Origin of the sequence: Winogradskyella ouciana (assembly GCF_965284585.1) — a bacterium.
Lineage (GTDB): Bacteria > Bacteroidota > Bacteroidia > Flavobacteriales > Flavobacteriaceae > Winogradskyella > Winogradskyella ouciana.
In genome coordinates this window covers 3,170,777-3,195,007 of sequence record NZ_OZ260095.1, presented here as the reverse complement: position 1 = coordinate 3,195,007, position 24,231 = coordinate 3,170,777, and the positions used below count along the sequence as shown (strand labels likewise).

General features: G+C 37.7%; 15 protein-coding genes and 1 pseudogene. 10 read left to right on the top strand and 6 right to left on the bottom strand.

Annotation, left to right across the window (positions count from 1 at the left end; genetic code table 11):
- Positions 1–403 precede the first annotated feature (403 nt).
- The 7 genes from ACQ65V_RS14210 (at position 404) to ACQ65V_RS14180 (ending at position 10,638) form a co-directional block, all read left to right on the top strand.
- Complete coding sequence (locus tag ACQ65V_RS14210) at positions 404–2,053, top strand: tetratricopeptide repeat protein (RefSeq protein ID WP_430468433.1); 1,650 nt, start codon at positions 404–406, stop codon at positions 2,051–2,053.
- Positions 2,054–2,485: 432 nt separating this feature from the next.
- Positions 2,486–5,653, top strand: a complete 3,168-nt coding sequence (locus tag ACQ65V_RS14205) for an Eco57I restriction-modification methylase domain-containing protein (RefSeq protein ID WP_430468432.1) — start codon at positions 2,486–2,488, stop codon at positions 5,651–5,653.
- Positions 5,653–6,360: a ribonuclease HI gene (gene rnhA / locus ACQ65V_RS14200; protein WP_430468431.1), complete on the top strand. Its 708-nt coding sequence runs from the start codon at positions 5,653–5,655 to the stop codon at positions 6,358–6,360. Before ACQ65V_RS14205 ends, rnhA begins: the two co-directional genes overlap by 1 nt.
- Positions 6,361–6,383: 23 nt before the next feature.
- Positions 6,384–8,789 (top strand): ATP-dependent helicase, encoded by a 2,406-nt coding sequence (locus tag ACQ65V_RS14195; RefSeq protein WP_430468430.1) that lies wholly within the window; start codon positions 6,384–6,386, stop codon positions 8,787–8,789.
- Between the two features lie 384 nt (positions 8,790–9,173).
- Entirely contained in the window at positions 9,174–9,935 is a 762-nt protein-coding gene (locus ACQ65V_RS14190) for an NYN domain-containing protein (RefSeq protein ID WP_430468429.1), read from the top strand.
- A 285-nt stretch (positions 9,936–10,220) separates the two neighbouring features.
- Complete coding sequence (locus tag ACQ65V_RS14185) at positions 10,221–10,412, top strand: hypothetical protein (protein ID WP_430468428.1); 192 nt, start codon at positions 10,221–10,223, stop codon at positions 10,410–10,412.
- A gap of 52 nt (positions 10,413–10,464) precedes the next feature.
- On the top strand, positions 10,465–10,638 hold the full coding sequence (locus tag ACQ65V_RS14180) for a hypothetical protein (protein ID WP_430468427.1): 174 nt from the start codon (positions 10,465–10,467) through the stop codon (positions 10,636–10,638).
- A 151-nt stretch (positions 10,639–10,789) separates the two neighbouring features.
- Here ACQ65V_RS14180 and ACQ65V_RS14175 read toward each other — a convergent pair whose 3' ends face one another.
- A complete protein-coding gene (locus ACQ65V_RS14175; RefSeq protein ID WP_430468426.1) occupies positions 10,790–12,199 on the bottom strand; it encodes an alpha/beta fold hydrolase in 1,410 nt (469 codons plus the stop codon).
- Positions 12,200–12,390: 191 nt separating this feature from the next.
- Between ACQ65V_RS14175 and ACQ65V_RS14170 the strand changes: the two genes are divergently transcribed.
- Positions 12,391–12,915 carry a hypothetical protein gene (locus tag ACQ65V_RS14170; protein WP_430468425.1) on the top strand — a complete coding sequence of 175 codons (525 nt, stop codon included), beginning with the start codon at positions 12,391–12,393 and terminating at the stop codon, positions 12,913–12,915.
- A 157-nt stretch (positions 12,916–13,072) separates the two neighbouring features.
- Here the strand turns inward: ACQ65V_RS14170 and ACQ65V_RS14165 are convergent, their stop codons facing one another.
- From ACQ65V_RS14165 to ACQ65V_RS14145, 5 genes and pseudogenes are all read right to left on the bottom strand, one after another.
- Positions 13,073–13,804, bottom strand: coding sequence for a hypothetical protein (locus tag ACQ65V_RS14165; protein WP_430468424.1), 732 nt, complete (start codon positions 13,802–13,804; stop codon positions 13,073–13,075).
- A gap of 163 nt (positions 13,805–13,967) precedes the next feature.
- Positions 13,968–14,870: an ATP-grasp domain-containing protein gene (locus tag ACQ65V_RS14160; RefSeq protein ID WP_430468423.1), complete on the bottom strand. Its 903-nt coding sequence runs from the start codon at positions 14,868–14,870 to the stop codon at positions 13,968–13,970.
- Positions 14,871–15,063: 193 nt separating this feature from the next.
- Positions 15,064–18,337 (bottom strand): annotated as a pseudogene (locus tag ACQ65V_RS14155) (S41 family peptidase).
- A gap of 302 nt (positions 18,338–18,639) precedes the next feature.
- Positions 18,640–20,343 carry a gamma-glutamyltransferase gene (gene ggt, locus ACQ65V_RS14150; RefSeq protein ID WP_430468422.1) on the bottom strand — a complete coding sequence of 568 codons (1,704 nt, stop codon included), beginning with the start codon at positions 20,341–20,343 and terminating at the stop codon, positions 18,640–18,642.
- Entirely contained in the window at positions 20,340–20,942 is a 603-nt protein-coding gene (locus ACQ65V_RS14145) for an ACP phosphodiesterase (protein WP_430468421.1), read from the bottom strand. Before ACQ65V_RS14145 ends, ggt begins: the two co-directional genes overlap by 4 nt.
- Before the next feature lie 380 nt (positions 20,943–21,322).
- Between ACQ65V_RS14145 and glmM the strand changes: the two genes are divergently transcribed.
- Complete coding sequence (glmM, locus tag ACQ65V_RS14140) at positions 21,323–22,711, top strand: phosphoglucosamine mutase (RefSeq protein WP_430468420.1); 1,389 nt, start codon at positions 21,323–21,325, stop codon at positions 22,709–22,711.
- 11 nt (positions 22,712–22,722) lie between these two features.
- Complete coding sequence (locus ACQ65V_RS14135; RefSeq protein WP_430468419.1) at positions 22,723–24,228, top strand: aminotransferase class V-fold PLP-dependent enzyme; 1,506 nt, start codon at positions 22,723–22,725, stop codon at positions 24,226–24,228.
- Positions 24,229–24,231: the final 3 nt, after the last annotated feature.

The following is a 24,231-nucleotide window of genomic DNA, read 5'->3' as shown; positions in this document are numbered from 1 at the left end:
GAATGACGAAGGAATCTCATGAGGGGTAACTTATGTAATAGACAGATCGCTTCGTGCACTTCGACTACACTTCGACTACGCTCAGTGACCACGCTCAGTATGACACCTCGCGATGACGATTCATAGGGTAATGACGGTTGTATTTATGTATGCCTCACTCGCAATGATATTACTATTGGTGTTTTGTGCAATGGTGTTTCGATTAATGGCTCCCAATGACGTTTCGATTTATGTTTCTCGCAGTGACCACACATATTAATTATAGAAACGCGTGATGAGAAAAGCCATGTAAAATCTTATCCATCTCAATTTCTTTTAAAAATAAAATCGGATAAAACCTTATAAAACTGTAACATTTTGAGTTTTTACAGCTCATTATATATAATCAATCAATCCAACTCAAATGAAAAAATTACTTTTACTCTTCGTATGTAGCTTTATGCTACACGCTACTGCACAGTCTACATTAACTGCCAGTCAATGGCAAGACGACCTTAAGTTTCTACAAGAAACCGTTCATAAAGATTATCCATTTCTGTTTAAAAAAACCACTGCTGAGGAATTTGACGCTGCCGTGGCACAGCTCAATAAAGACATTCCAAATCTACAAGATCACGAGATCGTTGTTGGGTTGTCAAAAATCATAGCCCTTTTTAAGTATGGCCATACCGATATTAGTTTTAGTCACGAACCCTTCGCGTTTAGATATCTGCCATTTAATCTGTACCAGTTTAACGATGGTGTTTATATACAAGGCACACACAAAGACCATAAGGAAGCCCTTGGCGCCAAAGTCATAGCTGTAGAAGGGGTGCCAATTAATAAGGCTTTAGAAGCAATTTATCCTGTGGTGAATGCTGAAAATTCACAATACTTTAAAGCTTTCGGGATTAATTATCTGAAATTTCCGGAAGTCTTGCATGCTACTGGGATGACTTCAGAATTAAAAGAAACGGTTACGCTCACACTTTTGAAAGATGGAACAACCTTTACACACCAGTTTACAGCACTGCCAAAAGGGGAAAGACCGCCAATACGTTATAGTCTTATGCAAACGGAAGGAGATTGGCTAGAGGCCAGAGACCAATCCCAAACTCCACACTATTTAAAACATCTGGACAAGCGCTATTATTTTGAGTTTCTAGAAGACTCAAAAACCGTGTATGTACGCCAGAGTTCTGTGTTTCACGATCCATCGGAAGATATAACCAGCTTTTACAACAGGGTGTTCGATTTTATTGACAACAATGATGTAGAACGCTTGGTCATCGATGTGCGCTTAAACGGAGGCGGCAATAATTTTAACAATAAGGATGTGATTACTGGCATCATTCAATCTGAAAAAATTAACCAAATCGGGAAGTTTTTTGTGATTCTGGGTCGACGCACGTTTTCGGCCTGTCAGAATTTAGTGAACGAAATGGATAATTATACCAATGCCATTTTTATAGGAGAGCCAACAGCTGAGAACATCAACTTTTATGGAGATAACCATACGTTAGCTTTGCCAAATTCTGGCATACCCATCTATCTGTCTTGGGCGTGGTGGCAAGATAAACCACAATGGTTAGACGGCCCTTGGTTGGCACCTCACGTAGCTGTGGATATGAGTTATGAAGACTACAGCACCAATACCGACCCTGTTTTAAAGACAGCATTAGAGTTCAATGCCGACAATTTTGTTGTAGATCCTATGCAATATATGACCGAATTATATCAGAAGGGAGAAGCTGAAAAACTGATGATAGAAACCAAACGCATGGTTGCCGACCCACGCTACAAGTTTTTCGATTTTGAAACGGAGTTAAATAAAACAGGCTATAACATCTTACGACGTGGTAATGCAAAAGAAGCGATTGCGGTCTTTGATTTTGTGACCCAAATTTTCCCCGATTCTGCTAATGCCTGGGACAGTTTGGCCGAAGGCTATCTTAAAGCAGGGGATAAGGACAAGGCCAAAGCCTATTACAACAAAGCCCTACAGATGGATCCTGATGGACCAACGGGACGCAATGCTACAGAAATGCTTCGAGTTATAGCGGAAGGGCATTGATATGGTCTGAAGCGTTGTAACAATATCATGATTGTCATTCCGAGGCCTGTTGCGAGGCACGAAGCAAACTAGGACGAAGCAATCTCATGATGGGCAACCTTGTCATTAAATAGATCGCTTCGTTCCTCGCGATGACGATTCATAGGGTAATGACGGTTGTATTTATGTATGCCTCACTCGCAATGATAATTACTATTGGTGTTTTGTGCAATGGTGTTTCGATTAATGGCTCGCAATTACCGTTCCTTTGGTATTTCGTGGAATGACGGTTCTATTAGTACCTAATGCAGTGCCAATTCAATGAATAATTCTTTTAGGTTTCATTTTGAAAACTATGGGCTTTTTATATCTTTATTGTCCCTTAGAATAATTCTTGTAGCTCAAAACAATAACTTAAATTCTGAAAAATTTTCCCTTTTCAGCTAGATAAATATGGCACTATTCCAAAACTCTGTACTCAACAAATATTTAAAAGGATTAGAATCTGAAAAGGTTAATGAGGCTTACAAGCGATTTGTAAACCATTTCCATAATCCAACCATTCAAGAAAACATACGAAACAATAAAGAGGAACAATACCAAGGCGAATTCTTAATTGACCTTTTTGTAAATGTTTTTGGCTACATAAAAAACCCAACACCTGACTTTAATCTTACAACCGAGTTAAAAAACATAAAAGACTCAAAAAAAACAGATGGAGCAATCCTAAAAGGTGAAAAAGCACTTGCGGTAATTGAGCTAAAAGGTACAAACACTACGGATTTAAGCAAAGTAGAAACCCAAGCGTTTGGATATAAAAATAACCAACCAGGTTGTAATTATGTCATTACTTCCAATTTTGAAAAGTTGCGTTTTTACATAGACAATGCTGTTGACTTTGAAGAATTTAATTTGTTTCAACTCACCAAAGAACGTTTTGATGTTCTTTGGCTTTGTTTGTCCTCTGACTATCTTCTAAAAGACATTCCAAAAAAGATAAAAGACGAATCTTTAACGCAAGAAGAAAACGTCACCAAAAAACTTTACAAAGATTACGCTGCATTCAGAAATGAGATTTTTGATGCCATCCAAAAAGAAAATCCCGAATACGACAAACTAACCTTATTCAAAAAAACACAAAAACTACTCGACCGTTTTCTGTTTATCTTTTTTGCTGAAGATAGATTGCTATTGCCACCAAATTATATTCGTTCCATAGTTAACGATTGGAAGGATTTACGCGATAAATACGATGCGTATACACCGCTTTACGACCGATTTAAAAAGTACTTCGGTTATATGAATATAGGACATAAAGGACATAAACACGACATTTTTGCCTATAATGGTGGTTTGTTTGCACCAGATGCCATACTGGATAACATCAATATCAATGACGAGTTACTGCATAGACACACTCTTAATTTAAGCAACTACGATTTTGAAAGTGAAGTAAGCGTAAACATACTAGGGCACATTTTTGAGCATTCGTTAAACGACATTGACGAAATACAAGCGGAAATTCAGGGAATAGAAACCGAACAAAGCAAAACCAAACGTAAAAAAGACGGAGTCTTTTACACACCAAAGTACATTACCAAATACATTGTAGATAACACTGTAGGCAAACTCTGCGAGGAAAAGAAAATTGAGCTTGATATAACGGACGAAAACTACCAACCAGCCAAACAGCGAAGTAGAAAAAGACTTAAGGCCTTACAAACCTATAGAGATTGGTTGTTACAACTTACCATATGCGACCCAGCCTGTGGTAGTGGAGCTTTTTTAAACCAAGCCTTAGAATTTTTAATAGCCGAGCATGCTTATATAGACCAATTATCAGCTAAGTATAACAAAGATGCTTTAGTGCTTAGCGATGTAGAAAACTCAATTTTAGAAAACAATCTCTTTGGTGTAGATATTAATGAAGAGAGTGTGGAAATAGCCAAACTCTCGCTTTGGTTACGTACCGCACAAAAAGGCAGAAAACTAACCGCATTAAACAACAATATAAAATGTGGTAACAGTTTAATTGACGACCCAGCTGTTGCAGGAGACAAAGCCTTTAATTGGCAAAATGAATTTCCTGAGGTGTTTGCTGAAGGTGGTTTTGATGTGTTGATTGGGAATCCACCTTACGTGAGAGTACAATTTTTGCCGTATAATGAAATTGATTTTTATAAAGCAAATAAGGAAACTGCCCATAAAAGAGTTGATATATCAACATTGTTTTTTGAGCAATCATATGAATTATTAAAAGATAATGGACATCTCTGTTTCATAACATCTAACCAATTCCAGACTACAGAATATGGTTTAGAAACGAGAAGGTTTATTTCTAATAAATTTCAAATACTTAAGATTTTGGACTTTGGTGATTTGCCAGTTTTTGAAGGAGCATTGACATACGTTAGCATTTATTCGATGCGAAAAAGCACACCTAATGACTTTCTATATAAAAGGGTTAATTCTATTTCAGAGGCTCAAATTGGTAATTACATAGGCTTTATAGAAATATCTGTAGATGATTTAAATGAAAAAAAATGGGCTTTGGTTTCTAAAGTTGAATTAGAATTGCTTAAAAAGTTGGAAGGTTTTGAGGAACTTGGAAACTATGGCAATGCTTGGGCAGGTTTATTTACTGGCTTGGATGAAATTATGATGTTTGACGAGGTAGAAATGAATAATTCAGGTATTGAAAAAGATTTGTTCTTGCCAATCATTCGAGCTGGTGACCCAATAAGAAATGGTTTAGCAGTACCAAGCAAGTATGTAATTTATCCATACAAAGAAGATAATGGTAAAACAGTTGTATTTACTGAAGATGAATTATTAAATCAGTTTCCCTCAGGCTACAAATATTTGTTAGAACACAAGGAGAAATTACAGGCAAGAAAAGACTCAAGAAAGACTTTTAAGAATAGAGAAGATTGGTATGCATTGACACGATTTGGTCGAAAAAATATTTTCAATAAATCAAAAATAGTTAGTCCTGGTGAAGTAAAGGAGCATAGGTTCTCGCTTGATAAAACTGGGAGTGGATTTTCTTGTGCAAGAGTTTTTGCCATAACAGTAAATACTGAAATTTCAATTTACAGCTTGCTTTCAATTTTGAATTCGAAATTGATAAAATTCTTTTTACAAAGAAAGTCTTCATTAAAAGCTGGAGGATATTATTCTTATTCTTCAAAAGTTTTAAATTCTGTGCCAATTCCAGACTTAATGGATAAAAAATTAGATTTGATTATAGAAAGCTCAATTAACATCAACCAAATTTTGAATGAATTAGATAAGACATTTATAAATTTATTGTTGTCAAAATATCGCATCTCAAAACTTACAAAAAAACTACAAAACTGGCACGAATTAGACTTTGGAGAATTTTTAAAGGAGTTAGAAAAAGCCCGTAAAAAATCTGCAAAAGAAAATGAAACGGAATACAACAAATTATCCTTAAGCGAAGAAGCAGAGTGGATGCCCTATTTTAACGAGCAAAAACAAAAAGCAGAGGCATTAAAAGCAGAAACAGATAAAACGGACAGAGAAATAGACCAAATGGTTTATGAGTTATACGGTTTAACAGACGACGAGATTAAAATAGTTGAAGAAGCAACTAAATAATGAGTGCAGAAGATAAAGACATACCAGAAATAGAACTATTTACAGATGGTGGTGCAGAACCCAATCCTGGCAAGGGTGGTTTTGGCACCATTTTAAAACATAAAGGCAGGCAAAAGGAATTTTTTGGTGGCTATGAACTCACTACCAATAATAGAATGGAGTTAATGGCTGTTATCTATGGTTTAGAAAAAATAAAAACCAAGGCAAAGGTTACGGTTTATTCAGATTCTAAATATGTTGTAGATGGCATTGTAAAAGGTTGGGCAGAAAATTGGGAAAGGAATAATTGGATAAAACCAAAAGGCAATTTAGTGCTCAACAAGGATTTGTGGGAGAGATTGCTTGATGTTATTGATAAGCATGTCGTTACATTTAATTGGGTTAAAGGGCATGCAGGCCATTTAGAGAATGAACGCTGCGATTATTTGGCGAATCTAGGTATTCACTCAGACCATAAAGTGAAGGATGATGGGTATTTAGAATACTTAGAAAATATAGAGTATTACCAAGTACAGAAAATAGAAAAAGAAGGTGATTTATGTAGAAAGTGCAATACACCTACAGTGAAAAAGAGTCCTAAAAAACGAAAAATAAAACAAAACCAAAATTATTATTATGAATATTACTTGTACTGTCCTAACTGCAGAGCAATGTATATGGTAGAAGACGCAAAGCGAGACCTACCAGATAATAATTCTTTGTTTTAGCCCCAAATAATTAAAATCAATCAATGAAAAACATTACCACCAAAACTGATCTAACCACACTAAATAAGCAGCAACTCAAGGCTGTTTTATCAGAGAGGAAACGGCTACTTGTTTTAGCAGGTGCAGGCTCTGGTAAAACAAAGACATTGCTTCATAAAATAAATTACTTAATAGATGATAAACTCATTAATGCCAAGAATATACTTGCGGTAACATTTACCAAAAATGCAGCGAATGAGATGCTTGATAGGATGATTCAAGATGCAGACAAAACAGGCTACTATGAAGAGTTCCTTAAGACTAAAGGCATAACATTTGAAGATAGACGTATAGAACGCCAAAAGTATCTGAATAAATTTCCATGGTTAAATAGACTAACTATTAAAACAATCCATAGTCTCTGTTATCAAATTATAAAAACCGATGGTGTGCATGTGTTTGATAATAAATTTAAAATAGTAGCAGACCAAAAATCGAGCAGTGAGTTCTTAGGGAGTTCAGCAGAAGAGACGGTTAGCGAAATTATTGAAAAGGTCACGATACAATTATCGCAAAACAAGAATTTTCTCTTAAAGTTAAAGCGCTACATTTTAGATTATTTTGTTGACTTTATCCATAATGACAAAGCAAAAGAAGAATTTAGGCCAGAAGGCAAGTACTTTACGAGTTTAAAAGGGGATAAGGTACGATCAAAGTCAGAACAGTATATTGCAGATTGGTTATATCGTAATAGTATAGACTATGTTTATGAACCCGAGGTAAAGGTTGGTAATTCTGCTTTCCATCCAGATTTTTTTATTCCACAAGCAAATGTCTATTTAGAGCACATTAGTAATTTAAGCCATCCCTCTTTTTGGAAAGAAGGTAAAATGAAGATTGCAGGCAATACCTGTATTAAAACGTATGACGATGCTACGCATAATTCAGCTATTTTTAATAAAGTATTAGACCGAGTAATAAAAGGGAGAATAAGCGATGACTTAAGCTCAGCAACAGTCTTGCACTATGATGAAGAATTTGCGAATTTTCGAAAACAAATTAGACGTTTTTTTAGAGAGGTAAATGAGGTAAGAAATAAAATAGTAAACTCAGAAAAACCAATAAAGCAAATTATTGAGGAAGCATCAAAAAGTGATTATGAAAGGGTTCGGGTGTTCTATGAGTTAGCTATCCCAATTATAGATGCATTTAATGATTATTGTGTCAATAGATCCTATTTAGATTTTGATGGGTTACTGACTAAAAGTATTCAATTACTGGAAGAATATCCTAATATTAGAGATAGATATCAGGCTAGATATAAGCATATTTTGGTAGATGAGTTTCAAGATGTCAATAATTTGCAAGTAAAACTGCTTAATCTACTTACCAAAAAAGAAACCCAGTTATTTTGTGTGGGTGATGATTGGCAGAGTATTTACGGCTTTAGGGGTTCTGAAATTGGGTATATCGTAAATTTCAAAAAACACTTTCACGATTCAGAACTTTTAACCCTCAATTTAAATTATAGAAGTACGGATCCAATAGTGTGTGCATCCACGGAAGCGATTAGAAAGAATAAATTTCAAATTCCAAAAGAAATTAAAGCTGTAAAAAAAGGTGGGCAAAAGATTAAAGTCTTCTATGAGGAGCAAGATGGACAGTCTAATTCTTTTATTTGGGAAACAATTGAAAAGCATATTGGAGAAGGTGTAAACCCAGAAGATATTCTTGTTTTATATAGAAGGTCAGCAATGGCTTATGATTTAAAACAAGCATTAAAGAGTAGCGGTCATAAAATCCAATTTAAGACCATCCATAGCGCTAAAGGTTTAGAAGCTAAGGTGGTGTTCATTTTAGGATTGCATTCTAATAAAGGTGGATTCCCAGACCCTTGGTTACAAGATAAAATCTACCAAGTTATAAAACCTACGGATTACGATCACTTGCTAGAAGAGGAAAGGCGACTCTTTTATGTGGCACTAACGAGAGCAGAAGATTATCTGTATTTAATATCTCAAAAAGGTGCTGTGTCCGAGTTTATCCAAGATATCCCAGATGAGTTTATCTATCAAGATCAACCAGAAAAGAATCTAACTACTAATAATGTTGTGCTTTGTCCAAGTTGCGAATCTAAGCTAGAGACTCATTATAAACATTGCCCGGAATGTGGAAGTAAGGTGAGTGAAGAAATGATAGAATCTCCTAAGCTCTATATTGAAAAGAAAATACAAAACATTGTTGATAAACTACCAATTTCACCTGTTGATGATGAACAAAAATTAAAAGCAAGAGAAAAGTATAGAAGGGCTTATGAACCATGGACTTCCGAAGAAGATAAAATATTAGAAAAATATTATTTGAAGTTTACTTTACGCGAATTTAGTGAGTTATTTGGACGAAGTTTAGGAGGTGTCAAATCAAGAATTAACTTACTAGGTTTAAAATAGATACATTATGACGTTTGAAAATATAAACCGAAAGCTTTCTGCCTTACTTCAACGGCTATTGGCCATGTTTATTAATGGACAGGTTAGTGTTGGTGGAACTGTCATTGGTGAAAAAGCTGTCTTATAAATAATAGTGTCATTCCGAGGAAGAATGACGAAGGAATCTTTTGAGTTATAGCGGACACAAGAATGGGATTGTTTTTTTGGTTAAAGGGAAGAAGAGAGAGATTACTTCGTTCCTCGCGATGACGGTTCAAAGGGCTATGACGGTTCATAGGGTAATAAGGACAAAAAAAATCCCGTACAGTAAAACCATATCACATTTAATCCCTTTTCCGATATAAACCCACTACCTTTAAACCAAAATAAAAAGACTACCAATCCATGGAAATAAAACTAGCAGTACTTATAGATGGTGATAATATCCCATCAGCATACGTTAAAGAAATGATGGAGGAAATTGCTAAATACGGCAACCCAACCATAAAGCGTATTTATGGTGATTGGACCAAGCCCCATTTATCCAAATGGAAAAACATGTTGCTCGAAAATGCCATTACTCCCATACAACAATATGGGTATACCACTGGTAAAAACGCCACCGATTCGGCAATGATCATCGATGCTATGGATATTCTGTATTCAGAAAAGGTCAATGGCTTTTGCCTAGTCTCTAGTGATAGCGATTTTACACGTTTGGCAACCCGTTTGCGAGAAGCAGGGATGCAAGTCTACGGGATTGGTGAAAAGAAGACACCGAGCCCATTTATAGTGGCTTGCGATAAGTTTATCTATATTGAAATTCTTAAGAACCAAGCCGAAGAGAGCGCCTTGGAAACGACAAAAAAATCTAAGGCTTCCAAAAGTAAATACGACAGCGTCACCCAAAAAGATATCAGGCTCATTGCATCGACTATAGAAGATGTTGCCGATGATGATGGTTGGGCGTTTTTAGGAGATGTGGGCAGTTTGTTGCAGAAGAAACAGCCTAATTTTGATTCTAGAAACTATGGTTTTATGAAATTAACTCCTTTGATCAATTCTATTTCCGATTTTGAAATTGAAAGACGTGAAGATTCAAAAGGTCATAAAAAGCTCATTTTTGTAAAGATTAAAGACGTAAAATCTAAGAGTAGGAAACGTTAATGTAAAGTTGGGTAGTAAGAACCACGATTTTCTTTTAAAGAACATCAGAGGGTGAAACTAGGCTGAAAGATAAGACCCTACCTTCAACCACTGGGTTCCGTATCACGTACGGAATCACAAATCATGAAAGCAGAAAGACAAGAAGTAAATCAAACAATAAAATGTAAGAAAACGATCTATTTTTATGTATTACATCAATACTAGATGTATTTGAGTTAATTTTCAAACTAGTAAGTCTGTAAATTTGAGAAGCACTAATGTATATGCAATCTAAATTCGAACACCATGATAGGAAAAGGAACTTTAGTACAGTGGCAATCCAATCGTAAACCTGCAAAGGGTGTGGTTAAGGACTATTACAAATTTAAGACTAAGGATTGGGCAGATAAATATAACTATGCATATCTCATTGAAAAGCCAAATCAAAAGTACGTTCTAAAGTTATCCTCGGATGTGTTTCTTTTCCAAGAGCAATAGGTTGCAAAAAAAGCTTAACCTCAATTACTAATTAATCCTAACATTAACAACTATGAAAACTACAAACTCCATAGAATATTCTAAAAAAGACTACCGTATAGGGCAATCTGTAGAGAAGTTAAATGCTTGGAAACCTACACTATATTATATCTGCGGTATTATTATGCTTATTGGTTTTATAGCTGTCATTGGCTATATGATTTACTGTGCCATTAAAGCATCATAGGTTTAGTTCTAATAGCTACAGAATATCCTAAAGCAGAATTTTTTATATGATAACGTTAGCAACAGCGCTACTTTTTACTTACCATTCATTTATATTGTTAAAATCAAATGCTCTGAAATATCAGGGCATTTTTTATAAATCTCAGATAATCTTAATCCCAATTGAGGACTGCTTTTTGTTTAGAGCATACCATATCCAATGGTTTAGTGGGAGCGTCTAAAAATGCTTTGGCCAAATTAAAAAAGCAATTATTAATAGGCACATGACCGTTATTCTTAAAATTAACATGCTGACTGTTTTTTAACCCTTTGGCAACCGTATTGCCATTTGAAGGTGGTGTCACAGGGTCAAATTCTCCACTTACCAATAATGTAGGTATGGCGGAGTTAACTGCAACCATGGTATTTGATGCTACAGGAACACTGTGCCAGGACGATATAACTTCAGGATCTGCTGAAAACAAGCTGAGTCCCGTATCGCCAAACATCTTATGCTTACTATCGGCATCAAGTTTGCTTTGGTTGTCAAACCTGCCTTCATCAGACGTCATTATGGCATAATACACAGCAAGATTAATAAGAGTAATCCTTGGAACAAAAAGTGTGGTGACGCTACTTATATAGTCGAGATCACGTTGCTCAAGCGCCTTTATGAACTCAGGAATACGTTCAATAGTATCATCTCTATACAGCATTTGGTGCATAAACAGCAACACATCTTGCTGATTAATAATGAAAGGCGTGCCCTGTACATCAATGGAAATAGGATTGTTTTTTAGGTCTGAATACATAGCTAGAAAAGTAGCTTTTAATTCAGGATATTTAGAATGGCAATCTGGAGAGGCTGTACAACGTTCAAACAGCAGATTAAGTGAGTTGTTGAAATTAGAAAACAAGGCATCATACATGCGCAGTTCTAGTGGAAATAAGCCTGAGAGCACTGCTGATCTTACTTTGGCAGGGTAGAGTTCCATATATTTAAGCCCTAAGCGTGTACCGTAAGAGCCACCAAAAAGATTCAGTGTTTTATAGCCCAAATGTTGTCTTAATGCTTCTAAATCCTTGGCATTGGTTGTTGTACTGAATTGTCTTCCGTCGGTTTTAATGCGTTCAACACAGGGTAGGACACTGGCTTTTAATTGAGAAATTTCGTCGTTAATAGTTAGGTCTGCAGCCATAATCTCTAATAGTTTAAGGTTGAGGCCTGGGCACAGTTCTTCTGAAAAACCTACTCCACGCTGATCGAAAAGAATGAAATCGCGGTCAGTATCAAATTGCAACTGACTATAAATATTAGCTAAACTGAGAACGCTACCGCCAGGACCTCCTTGTAAAAATATTACCGGATCATCCTTTCTTTGCTCACTTTTTGAAGTAATCACTAAATAACCCAGTCTTGTCGTTTCTGAGTTACTTGCATCCCAATTCCGTGGCACCTCTACAAAACCACACTGATCTTCGGGTTGGTGATTAGTGTAAGGAAAAGGGCAGTTGTGATTGGATTGCGATTGGCAACTTATAAATACCAAGGAGACCAATAATGAAAGTATAAGCGTACGCATGATTATGATTGATTAATTAGCGTTTTCAAATTAATTAAAAAAAGATTATGACGCTTAAGAATTAACAAAATTATAATTGGACGGTTTAAGCGATATTGTATATTTTAGTCCTCAGAAGTATTGTTAAATTTAAATAGATATCTGCCGAAACTTATCTTTAAGATAGATGAAAGGCGGGAAGAACAGAAAAGATGAAACTACTAGGTATAGGATCGAGAATCAATCACGCAGAACACGGAAAAGGAGTGGTGACCAATGTCACCTCAAAACATTATTGGGTAACCTTTATAGACAAAGGCTTAGAAACTCTAGAATTAGACGATGAATTTGAAGTGATAGAAGCCGCAGAGGATGATGTGGATACCGTAAGCTTCTATGAAGTAGAAAAGAGCCTTAGGGATATTTTAAAGAAATGGTCCGATGTCTCTGAAGTTATATCCATAGCAGACAAATGGAAAGGCGGTAAGCTGATTATGCAACCCGGTGATGAGAATCTAAAGGCTAGTGAATTGCCGATAGACAAATTCTTTCATAAAATTACGATGGTGCGAGATCGTCTCCGTGTAATGGAACAGAAAATCAATTCCAGTAATTTAAATGAACAGGAAAAGATTGATCTACAGCAATATATTACCAGAAGTTATGGTAGCTTAACGAGTTTTAATGTGTTGTTTAAGTTGAAGTCTCAGCAGTTTGTTGGGCAACGGTCTAAATAATAATTGAACGTTATTGCGATCACCTTTTGTGAGGAACGAAGCAAACTAGGGCGAAGCAATTTTTTTAAAGCTATAGAATATTGGTAAAAAGTGATCTGTATACCGACAGAGAGATTGCCGCGCTTTGCTCGCAATGACGGTACATTAATGAGTTATGTTACAAATCTAACCCTTTTACCTCTCCCATTTCTAAACTAAAAAATAACAGCTTGTGAAAGGTTGGCAATACCGCACCACTTTCTGTTTTTATCCAATTCTCCCATGTGGCTTCCAAACCTCCAATGGGTAAAATATCTACCCACATTTGATAGCTTTTAGGTTTACCGGTTTTATCTAAATGCCATAAATAGGAATCACCTGGTGTACTACCACCTGAGGTGTAGGTGACTAAGAGTGCATCCTCTCCATCTTCAGTTTTTACCAATCGACGTTCCGTACCTGTATCAAAGACTTTATAGGGTGCGACCAGCCAAAAGGAATCGTTATTGAAATAGGTTTCTGCCTTGCGAATATAGTCGTGTTTCTCTGTACCGTTGTATTCTTGTTGTCCTGCAAATACCTTGGAGTTGTCCTGATGGGCTAAATCTAAGATCACGGTTATCGCATCCCAAGATACTTCTACGGTGTTGTCGGTTTTGTACCATTTGTAATGGTGAGCTCCTCTAAAGGTCCATTCGAGGTAATCGGTATTGTGGTAAGCTTCTTCGTTTAAGGCTTCTAGCATTTGTGTGGCAAGGGCATCGGCTTGCGCACCTTGCTGACCTGTTGGTAGGTCTTCGTTGTATTTAAAATACATAAACCCGAAGAATAGGAGTGAAGGGAGGGTGAAGAAGATGATGATACCTCCTATGATTTTTAGTATGCGTTTAAGTTTGTTCTTTTTTGGCAAGAATAAAGTTATTAATTAGTATACAAAAATAACATAATTTGAACTGTCATTGCGAGGAAAGAGGAACGATTGACGCGGCAATCTGTTTATTCTTTATGAGATTGCTTCACTTCCACCTTCGCTGAAGCTTCGGTGGACGAGTTGTTCGCAATGACGGTTTTATTTAGTTTGTCAACTTCCTTTTTATACCCTCCGCCAAAACATGCGCAGCTTCAGGATAATTCCTAAACCAAAGTTCAGGCTCAATAACTTCAAGCTCCGCTAAGGCGATGTGGCCATGGTTATCATTAAAGATATCCACTCTAGCATATAAAGGTAATTCTTTACAGGCCTTTACCGTGTCTATCGCAAATTGAATTTCAGCTTTAGTAGGAGTATAGTCATGTACTGTCCCACCAAAATCATCCTGAACCCTAAAATCACCTGCTTTGGCTTTCTTTAATACGGCATGGGTAAACTGTCCGTTGAATACCATCATGGACACTTCTCCTTCAGATACAATGTTATGTTGAAACGGCTGTAGCATCATGGCCTCGTCTTTTATTAATTCAGCAAAAATCGATTCGTGCTCAGCAATGTTTTCAGGGTTCAATTTATAGGTATGCCTTGCCGCACCAGACACACAGGGTTTTATAACGGTGTCCTTCCAATTCATGTCTGTATGTAGTTCCTTTAAGGTCTTATTAGAACCTTGTTCTATAAATAGGGTTTCAGCAATATGAACTCCATTGTGCTTGAGGTCTTGCAGATAGTGTTTGTCAATATTCCAACGAATCAAGGCCTCCGAATTGATTAATGTGGTGACTTTGGACACGTCATTCAACCATTTTGAAAACTTTGGGAAATCATCAAAATAATCCCAAGTCGTTCTGAATAGCACAGCCTTGGTTGACGACCAATCGAAATCAGGATCGCTCCATGCTAACCGAATAACATTCAGGCCTAATTGCCCTAAGGTGTTGGTAATGAGTGCATCTTCTGTTAGGACGTTTTTAGTGTAATCGTCTATGGTGGTTGGGTTAGCGTGTTTTTGGTCGGTGAGGATGACGATGTCGTATTTTGTCATAAAATTTTAAACTTTGTCATGCTGAATTTATTTCAGCATCTAATTGTTTTGAGATACTACCACTTCTGAAACTTTTCATTAAAACATTTGAGTCATTGCGAGGAAAGAAGAACGAATGACGCGGCAATCTGCTTAAATTAAAGAGATCGCCGCGACTCCGAATATATTCGGAATGCTCGCAATGACAGTTGAATTAATTATCAGATTTATAACCTTCTGGGCGTTTCCAACGTACAGGAGCTTTTGGCTCTGGTTGTAGTTCAAACTCATTATTTTTCAATAATCGTAAAGCTTCTTGTACGGCACGTTCCAATTGTGGGTCATTACCTTTTGTGGTTTCTTTAGGATGCTGAATCACTTCAATATCTGGCGCTACACCTTCACCTTCTACAGCCCATTCGCCATCAACATCATAAAAGCCTCCACGTGGTGCGACCATACGTCCTCCGTCAATAAAACGCGGTGTATCCCAAGTCCCGACAAGGCCTCCCCAAGTTTTTGTACCGATTAATGGGCCGAGGTCTTTCATCTTAAACATATACGGCAATAAATCACCACCAGAACCTGCACGCTCGTTAATGATCATCACTTTTGGTCCCCAAATCCCAGCAATAGGTGTTGTCCAAGGGCGTTTGTCACCTGCTTTACTATTAAAATAACCAAAGAGTTCGCGCGACATAATATCTATCATGTAATCTGCCGCAGAACCACCACCATTGTTACGTTCGTCAATCACGACACCTTTTTTATCTTGTTGTGAGAAGTAATATCTGTTGAACGAGGTAAAGCCACCACCACCTGTGTTAGGCACATAGACGTAAGCGAGTTTACCGTTGGACATTTCATCTACCTTTCTGCGATTGTCTTCTACCCAATCCACAGTTCTCAAGCCACGCTCATTACTTACAGGTTTTACTAAAACGGTTCTAGCATTGGTCATTGATGGTTGACTGTTCACCGTAATATTAATTTCCCTTCCGGCAGTTTGCTCTAAAAGTTCATACGGATTAGTATCCGCTGTTAGGGGTTTGCCATTAATGGCCAAAAGGTAATCGCCTTGGTTGACATCAATTCCAGGTTGTGCCAATGGAGCCTTTATATTTGGATTCCAACGCTCTCCCGTATAAATGGTCTTGATTTTATAGTGATTTTTGGAGACTTCAAAATCAGCACCCAATAAACCAACAGGTACAAAATCTACATCTGGAAAATCACCACCAGACACATACGAATGCCCAACTGCAACCTCACCACTCATAATGTCAATCACATAGTTAAGGTCAGTTCTATGGCGCACATGGTCAATCCATGGTGAGTACCACTCGTAAACATCGTCCCAAGGTGCACCATGTACATTGTCCACATAAAGGAAATCACGCATATAGCGCCAGCCTTCCTTAAAGATTTGATGCGCTTCTGCTTTAGGATCTAGCTTAATTTTTATGTTGGTTTTAAGGTTGTCCTTTCCAGGTTTTGGAGGTGCAGCTGCACTGGTCAATACCCAATTTCTATTTTGAAATAATAGGATTGAATTTCTATCGTCTGACGCTACCATTTGGGTGACACCGTCTGCAAAATCCTTGGCTTTACCTTCGTTGAGGTCATAGGTATGTACTTTGAATCCGTTTTCATTCGGAATCGCTTCAGCCACAAACACGGTCTTTTTTTGGTGCCTTTAATAAGGCCACATAATTTCGTGGTGGCATGTCCAAAGCTACGGCTCTGTCAAAAATTCCTGCTTCATCAATGGTGACCGTCACACCATTGGATTTGTCCTTGTCATCGTCTTTATCCTTGTCTCTATCTTTTTTGTCATCTCCTTCATCTTTAGACGCACTGTCTTCCATATCACTTTTAGGTAGGTTAGGTGCCTTATCCTTGGCACTTAAAACAACAGCGTATAAACTTCTGGTAAGGTTAGCAGCAGGATCATAATTACTCATATCTAACCAACCACTTTGTAAACCATAATTGGTACTTGCCAAGGTGTAAAGGTACTTACCGTTGGCATCCCAAACAGGAGAAATGGCATCTGCTATAGGATCTGTGATTTGAATGATTTTCTTTGAATCAATATTATAAGCGAAAATGGCCTTAAAGTGACTCTCTTGTTGTTTGGCATAAGCAATCCACTTGCTGTCTGGTGACCACACTGGATTCATGGAACGGTTAGGATGTGCATAACGATCTGTATCTACCTTGGTGGTCTTTTTTGAGTCTAGATTCACGATCCAAATGTTGTAATGCGTGTCTGTATAGGCAATGTGCTTTCCGTCAGGTGACCAATCGGGTTGAAAGTAGAAGGTCGGGTTTGGTAACTTTATAGCTTCCGTATTCTGACCATTTTGGTCGGCTAACATCAATTGGTACTCACCACCTTTATCAGAAAACCAAGCGATTTTATCACCCTTTGGTGACCATATAGGATTTCTGTCCGCCACACCTGGTGAATTGGTGATGTTTTTCCAGGTCCCATGTTCTTTTGGAACAGTGAAGATTTCACCTCTATGTTCAAAAATGGCACGCTTCCCTTTTGGTGAAAGGTTAGGATTGGATAACTGGGATGCTGAAACATTATCCCATTTGGTACGATAGAAGTTTAAATCGGCATTAACATCAATATTCAATTGATTGGTATTTCCTGAGCTAGGATCATATACATGAAGATAACCTCCTTGCTCATATACAATCTTATTAGCACTGGCATCTAAACTTTTGACATCGAATTTTTTATGAAAGGTGATTTGTGTTTCTTCTTTGGTTGAAGGATCAAACGACCAGATGTTCATGGTATAGTCGCGCTCAGACATAAAAAATACCTTACCATCTAACCAAACCGGGTCTAAATGGCGTTCACCTGTGGGCTGCGATGTTCTAATGAGTTCCTTGGTTTCCATATCCACCACCCAAATTGGCATGGCTTGTCCACCTCTGTAGTTTCTCCATTCGGCATCCCAACCTGTTATTGGTGTATAGGCTAAATGCTTACCATCTGGTGAGAGTTCGCCATAAGCTGCTCTCGGTATCTCCAGAGCTTCTGGTAATCCACCATTGGTAGATACCGTAAAGAATTTATTGGTCATGGTCGGCTGTGCCTCTCTACTCGAACGAAAGAGCACTTTGCCTTCTGGAGTCCACCCTTGCACAAAGTCACCACTAGGATGATAGGTCAATCGTTTGGGTTCACCACCTTCTGATGGTATTACAAATACATCTACATTGCCATCGTACTGAGCGGTAAAGGCAATCATTTTACCATCGCTTGAAAAATGCGGATTGGATTCGTAGCCTTCATCGCTGGTGAGTCTAATGGCAGCACCTCCGTTAACAGAGGCCTTCCAGAGATCATTGGCATACACAAAGACCACATCGTCCCCATGTAGTGTAGGTTGTCTTAATAATTGTGTGCCTTGGGAAAACGTAAATAATGAGTAGCAGAATGCTAGAGTAATGATAATTTGTCGCATTTCAGTTGGTTTTAATATGTTGGTTTGGTTTGAATATATCAGTAGCTATAAATATACGATTTGCGTATCTAGAATTTTAGAAAACAATGTTAAAACATAAAGTGAAGTGTCATTGCGAGAAGTGAGAAACGAACGACGAAGCAATCTTATAAATAGGTAGATTACTTTGGGCAGATCGCTTCGTGCACTTGGACTGCGCTCAGTGTGACACCTCGCGATGACTTTTGCATAATGAGATCGCTTCGTACCTCGCGATGACATTAGCATAATGGAATTGCTTTGACTGATGCCTTGAATGGTAACTAAAACCCAACAGCGGTATCATCACCACGATAGTCTGCACCACCTTCTAGGCTGCCATCATCTAAAACAAGAATGGCTTCAACACGTGCTGTAATTGGCGCAGCTTCCTCATCAATGTTGTAGCCTTTGGCTTGAAGTTGTTGTTTGAGTTCATCTGAAAATAAATCGACTTCCATGCGGATATTGTCTGGTAACCATTGATGGTGTAAACGAGGCGCATCAACTGCTTGTTGCATGGTCATATCAAATTCTACGACGTTTAGAATAACCTGCAAAACAGAGGTGATAATGGTTGAGCCACCTGGTGTGCCTAATACCATGAAGAGTTCTCCATCTTTTTCAACAATGGTTGGTGTCATGGCGCTTAGCATACGTTTTTCTGGAGCAATGCTATTGGCTTCACCACCGATAAGGCCATAAATATTGGGTTCGCCAGGTTTGCTACTGAAATCGTCCATTTCATTATTGAGGAAAAAGCCAAGGTCTTCTGCATATAGTTTTGAGCCGTAACCACTATTTAGGGTTGTGGTGACCGAAACTGCATTTCCAAAGGAATCCACAATGGAGTAGTGGGTTGTTTCTTCACTTTCGTAACCTAGGATTTCGCCATGCGAAATAGAATCCGATGGTGTCGGCTGTTCAAAAGAGAAGTCTTTCATACGATTGTTTAAATACACATCGCTTAATAGTGTTTGCGTTGGTATATCCACAAAATCCGGATCTCCCAAAAAGTAACTTCTGTCGGCATAGGCTCTGCGTTCGGCTTCCACCATCACCTGAATGCTTTTTAAGGAATTGTGTCCATAGGATTTTAAGTCGAAGGGTTCCATCATTTTCATAATCTGGGCTAAACACAAACCACCACTCGATGGTGGCGACATGGAAATGATATTGTAGTCCTTATAATCAAACGTCACAGGGTCTCGCCATTTGGCTTCATAGCGCTTTAAATCCTCAAGGGTCATTATGGTACCTTTTTCTTGAAGATAATTGATGAGTTGTTTTGCTGTTTCTCCTTTATAAAATTCATCACGTCCGTTTTTAGCGATTCGTTTTAAGGTATTGGCAAGGGCCACATTTTTTAAGGTGTCTTTCGGTAGTACATTTTTATTGAATAGAATCTCTTTGCCATTAACAGCTTTGATGACGCTATCATAATCCTGAAGCTTAAGATGTTGTTTTTCAGTCACTTCAAAACCGTTTTCTGCTAAGCTTATTACAGGTTGCAGTAATGTTTCAATAGGAAGTGTACCGAACTTTTCGTGTGCTGCAAAAATACCAGCAATGGTTCCAGGGACACCAACCGCATGTACACCGACTGTACTTTTATCTTTTATGATATTTCCTTCGTCATCGAGATACATGGTTTTTGTAGCTGCCAATGGTGCTTTTTCCCTGTAATCCAAGGCACCAGTTTCACCATCTGCTAAACGATACACCATAAATCCGCCACCACCCAAGTTTCCCGCATAAGGATACACTACAGCGAGCGCCATTTCTGTGGCAAACATGGCATCAAAGGCATTGCCTCCTTGCTTGAGAATATCTATACCAATTTTGGAGGCTTCTTCACGTGCCGTGACTACCATGGCGTTTTTGGTAATTAATCCTCTGTTGTCCTCTTTTGTTGAAGATGGTGAGATTTCATTCTTACAACTCGTAAGACTGATGAGAAGTATTAGAAGTATAAAGCAATGTTTCATAGGTTATGTAATTTTTCAATTTCTATGCGTTTTTTAGTGCTGAAGGCTATAAGTTCAGCAAAGAACTCTGTGAAATCTTTTTCAAAATCTTCGTAGTGCTCTTGTAACTCCTTGGTGGCATTATTCATTCTTGAGACGCCCTTTGTTCGGCGATTCATGCCATTTAATACCAGTTGAATACCATCAACGGTTGCATAGCTCAGCAACCAATTGCCTTCTATCATTACTGGAACCATGCGCTGAAAACGTGGAGGAAGTACCTCTAAGTTGTCATTCAAACTTTTATAAAAGTGATCGACGTAGTCTTCTAAAGGAACGGCTGAGTATTGTTTCCAGTTTTTTGCTAAAAAGTGATCGTAAAAAATATCGACGATGACTCCGCTATAGTGGCTATAGCCTTTGTGAAGACGTTTGGTACTTCGTCTAAAAATAGGATGCGCGTCTGTAAATGTATCTATTTCCCTGTGTAATTGAATCCCGATTTGAATTTCCCTTGGATAATTTCTGTACTTGTTTCCCCTTACACCATCACCTACAAAGTTGCCGATGGTTATGAGTTCATTTTCACCAGAAAGGTATATGTGGGCTAGAAAATTCATAATATTTCCCGTGAACCTGTCTGCCGACAGGCAGGAACGGGAATCTTTAAATGGTCTTGATTTACATTCGTCGAATTTACAAATTCGAATTAAGAAAATTGGATTATACGTTGAGCATTTTGATGTAAATTCAGGTAAAAAATGATTTAAAATTTTAGATTTTTGCCTCGATCCTAAAGGATGAATCGAAAATATTAAGAATATTCTCTTTAGCATCAGGGAAAAATTGATGAAAATGTTCAAAATGCTCAACGAGTTTGTATTAACTATTTATATTTGCTGAAAATGAAACATCTACTAATAATCTGACTATTGCAATTACATTATTAAGATGTTTTATGTGACCATACACTAAATCATTACAAACACATAAAAACTATATGACTTTAATAAAATCTATTTCAGGAATTCGAGGTACTATTGGTGGAGCAGTGGAAGAGAATTTAACGCCAATCGATGCGGTAAAATTTGCAGCAGCTTATGGGACGTGGCTAAAGCAACAGCGTCATAAAGACAACTATAGAGTTGTAGTTGGAAGAGACGCAAGAATTTCTGGGGAGATGATTCAGAATTTAGTGATGAATACCTTGGTAGGTTTGGGCATCCATGTGATTGATGTGGGATTATCCACCACACCAACCGTTGAAGTTGCCGTACCTATGGAACATGCCGATGGAGGCATCATCTTAACGGCAAGTCATAATCCAAAGCAATGGAATGCCTTAAAGCTATTGAACCATAAAGGTGAATTTTTAAATGGTGCAGAGGGACAAAAAATTTTAGAGCTCGCAGAATCCAATGATATGCATTTTGCTGAAGTTGATGATTTAGGGAAAATCACAAAGAACGACGCTTATATCGATTTACATATTGATGAAGTTTTGGATCTGCCTTTGGTGAATAAAAAAGCCATTGAGGATGCTAACTTTAAGGTTGTTGTTGATGGAGTGAATTCAACAGGAGGTATTGCGATTCCGTTGTTGTTAGAACGTTTAGGAGTGCATCCTGTAAAGTTATATTGTGAGCCAACGGGTCATTTTCCACATAATCCTGAGCCTTTAAAAGAGCATTTGGGAGATTTGGCTGAAGCTGTGGTAAAAGAGCGTGCCGATTTAGGTATTGTAGTGGATCCTGATGTGGATCGTTTGGCATTTATGGACGAAAAAGGAGAGATGTTTGGTGAGGAATATACTTTGGTTGCTTGTGCAGATTATGTATTGAGCAAAAACCCAGGCAATACAGTGAGTAATATGAGTTCTACCAGAGCTTTACGCGATGTCACTGAAAAACATGGAGGTTCATATGAAGCCAGTGCTGTAGGTGAAGTGAATGTTGTTGAGCTCATGAAAAAGAACAATGTGGTAATTGGTGGCGAAGGTAATGGAGGTATCATTTACCCTGAATTGCATTACGGACGAGACGCCTTAGTTGGAGTGGCTTTGTTCTTAAGTCTTTTAGCTGAAAAGAAAATGACAGTTAGTGAATTGAGAGCAACCTATCCTAATTATTACATGAGCAAAAAGAAAATACAATTAATACCAGGATTGGATGTTGATGGAATTTTGAATACGATGGAGTCTAATTACAGCCATGAAAAATTAACAACAATTGATGGTGTAAAGATTGATTTTGCAGATAGTTGGGTGCATTTACGCAAGAGTAATACTGAACCTATTATTAGGATATATACCGAAGCACAGTCCCAAGAAGAAGCTGATTCTTTGGCAGACCGTTTTATTGCTGAAATTAAGGCTGTCGCTAATATTTAGTAACTTTGAATATGATTTCTCAAGCTACAAAACAACATACCACTGAACTTGAAGCTTATTTTGAGCCATTCAGGAAACACATTATCGGTCAAGATCAGACCTTTGTGTCTCCTTTTGGTGAGCAACGGATTATCTATACAGATTGGACGGCTTCTGGTCGTTTGTATAGACCCATTGAAGAAAAACTCTGTAACGAGTTTGGGCCATTTGTAGCCAACACGCATACCGAAACAACCGTTTCTGGTACGGCTATGACCAAAGCGTATCACAAAGCAAAGCATATTATAAAAGCTCATGTTAATGCTAATGAAGATGATGTCTTAATTGTTTGTGGTAATGGAATGACTGGCGTTATCAATAAATTCCAGCGTATTCTTGGGCTTAAAGTTCCTGAAAACTTAAGGGAATATACTGATATTCCGGATGAGATTAGACCTGTGGTTTTTATATCGCATATGGAGCATCATTCCAATCAAACCTCTTGGTTAGAGACTATAGCTAAGGTTGAGGTGATTCCACCAGATGAGGATGGTTTGTTCAGTCTTCAAAATCTTGAAACGTTACTCAATCAATATAAAGATTGTACGCTTAAAATCTGTTCTATTGTTGGAGGTTCTAATGTGACAGGTATTCAAACACCACATCATGATGTTGCCAAATTAATGCACCAACATGGTGGAGTCTGTTTTGTAGATTTTGCCTGTTCTGCACCTTACGTCGATATGGATATGCATCCTAAAGAAAAAGATGCGTACTTAGATGCCATTTTCTTTTCGCCACATAAATTTTTGGGCGGACCAGGAACGTCTGGTGTATTGGTATTCAATAAAGAGTTGTATAAAAACATGGTGCCAGATTGCCCAGGTGGAGGTACTGTAAGTTGGACGAACCCTTGGGGCGAACATAAGTACATTGACAATATTGAAGATCGGGAAGATGGAGGTACGCCAGGCTTTCTTCAAACTATAAAAACAGCACTTTCCATAAAGCTTAAAGAGCAAATGGGAGTTGATAATATGCTGAAGCGTGAGCATGAATTGATTGATACTATCTTTAAAAAGTTAGAACCCGTTTCTAATATCAATATTCTTGCAGGTCAACATAAAGACAGATTAGGTGTGATTTCATTTTATATTGATGATTTACATTACAATCTCGGAGTGAAGTTATTGAATGATCGATTCGGCATTCAAACACGTGGTGGTTGTAGTTGTGCAGGTACTTATGGTCACTTTTTGTTACATGTAGATCAACAGACTTCAAAAGAATTGACTGATGAAATTTCCATAGGTGACTTGGTACGAAAACCAGGTTGGATACGTATGTCCATTCACCCAACGACCACCAATGAAGAGATAGAATTTGTTTGTGACAGCATTATTGCCTTAGCAGGGCAACATGAAGATTGGGCAAAGGATTATGAATATTCAAGGTTTAATAATGAGTTTATTCATAAAACACTTATAGACAAACCTTGTACAGCGACCAATGTTGATGATTGGTTTGATTTGGGTTAAAGA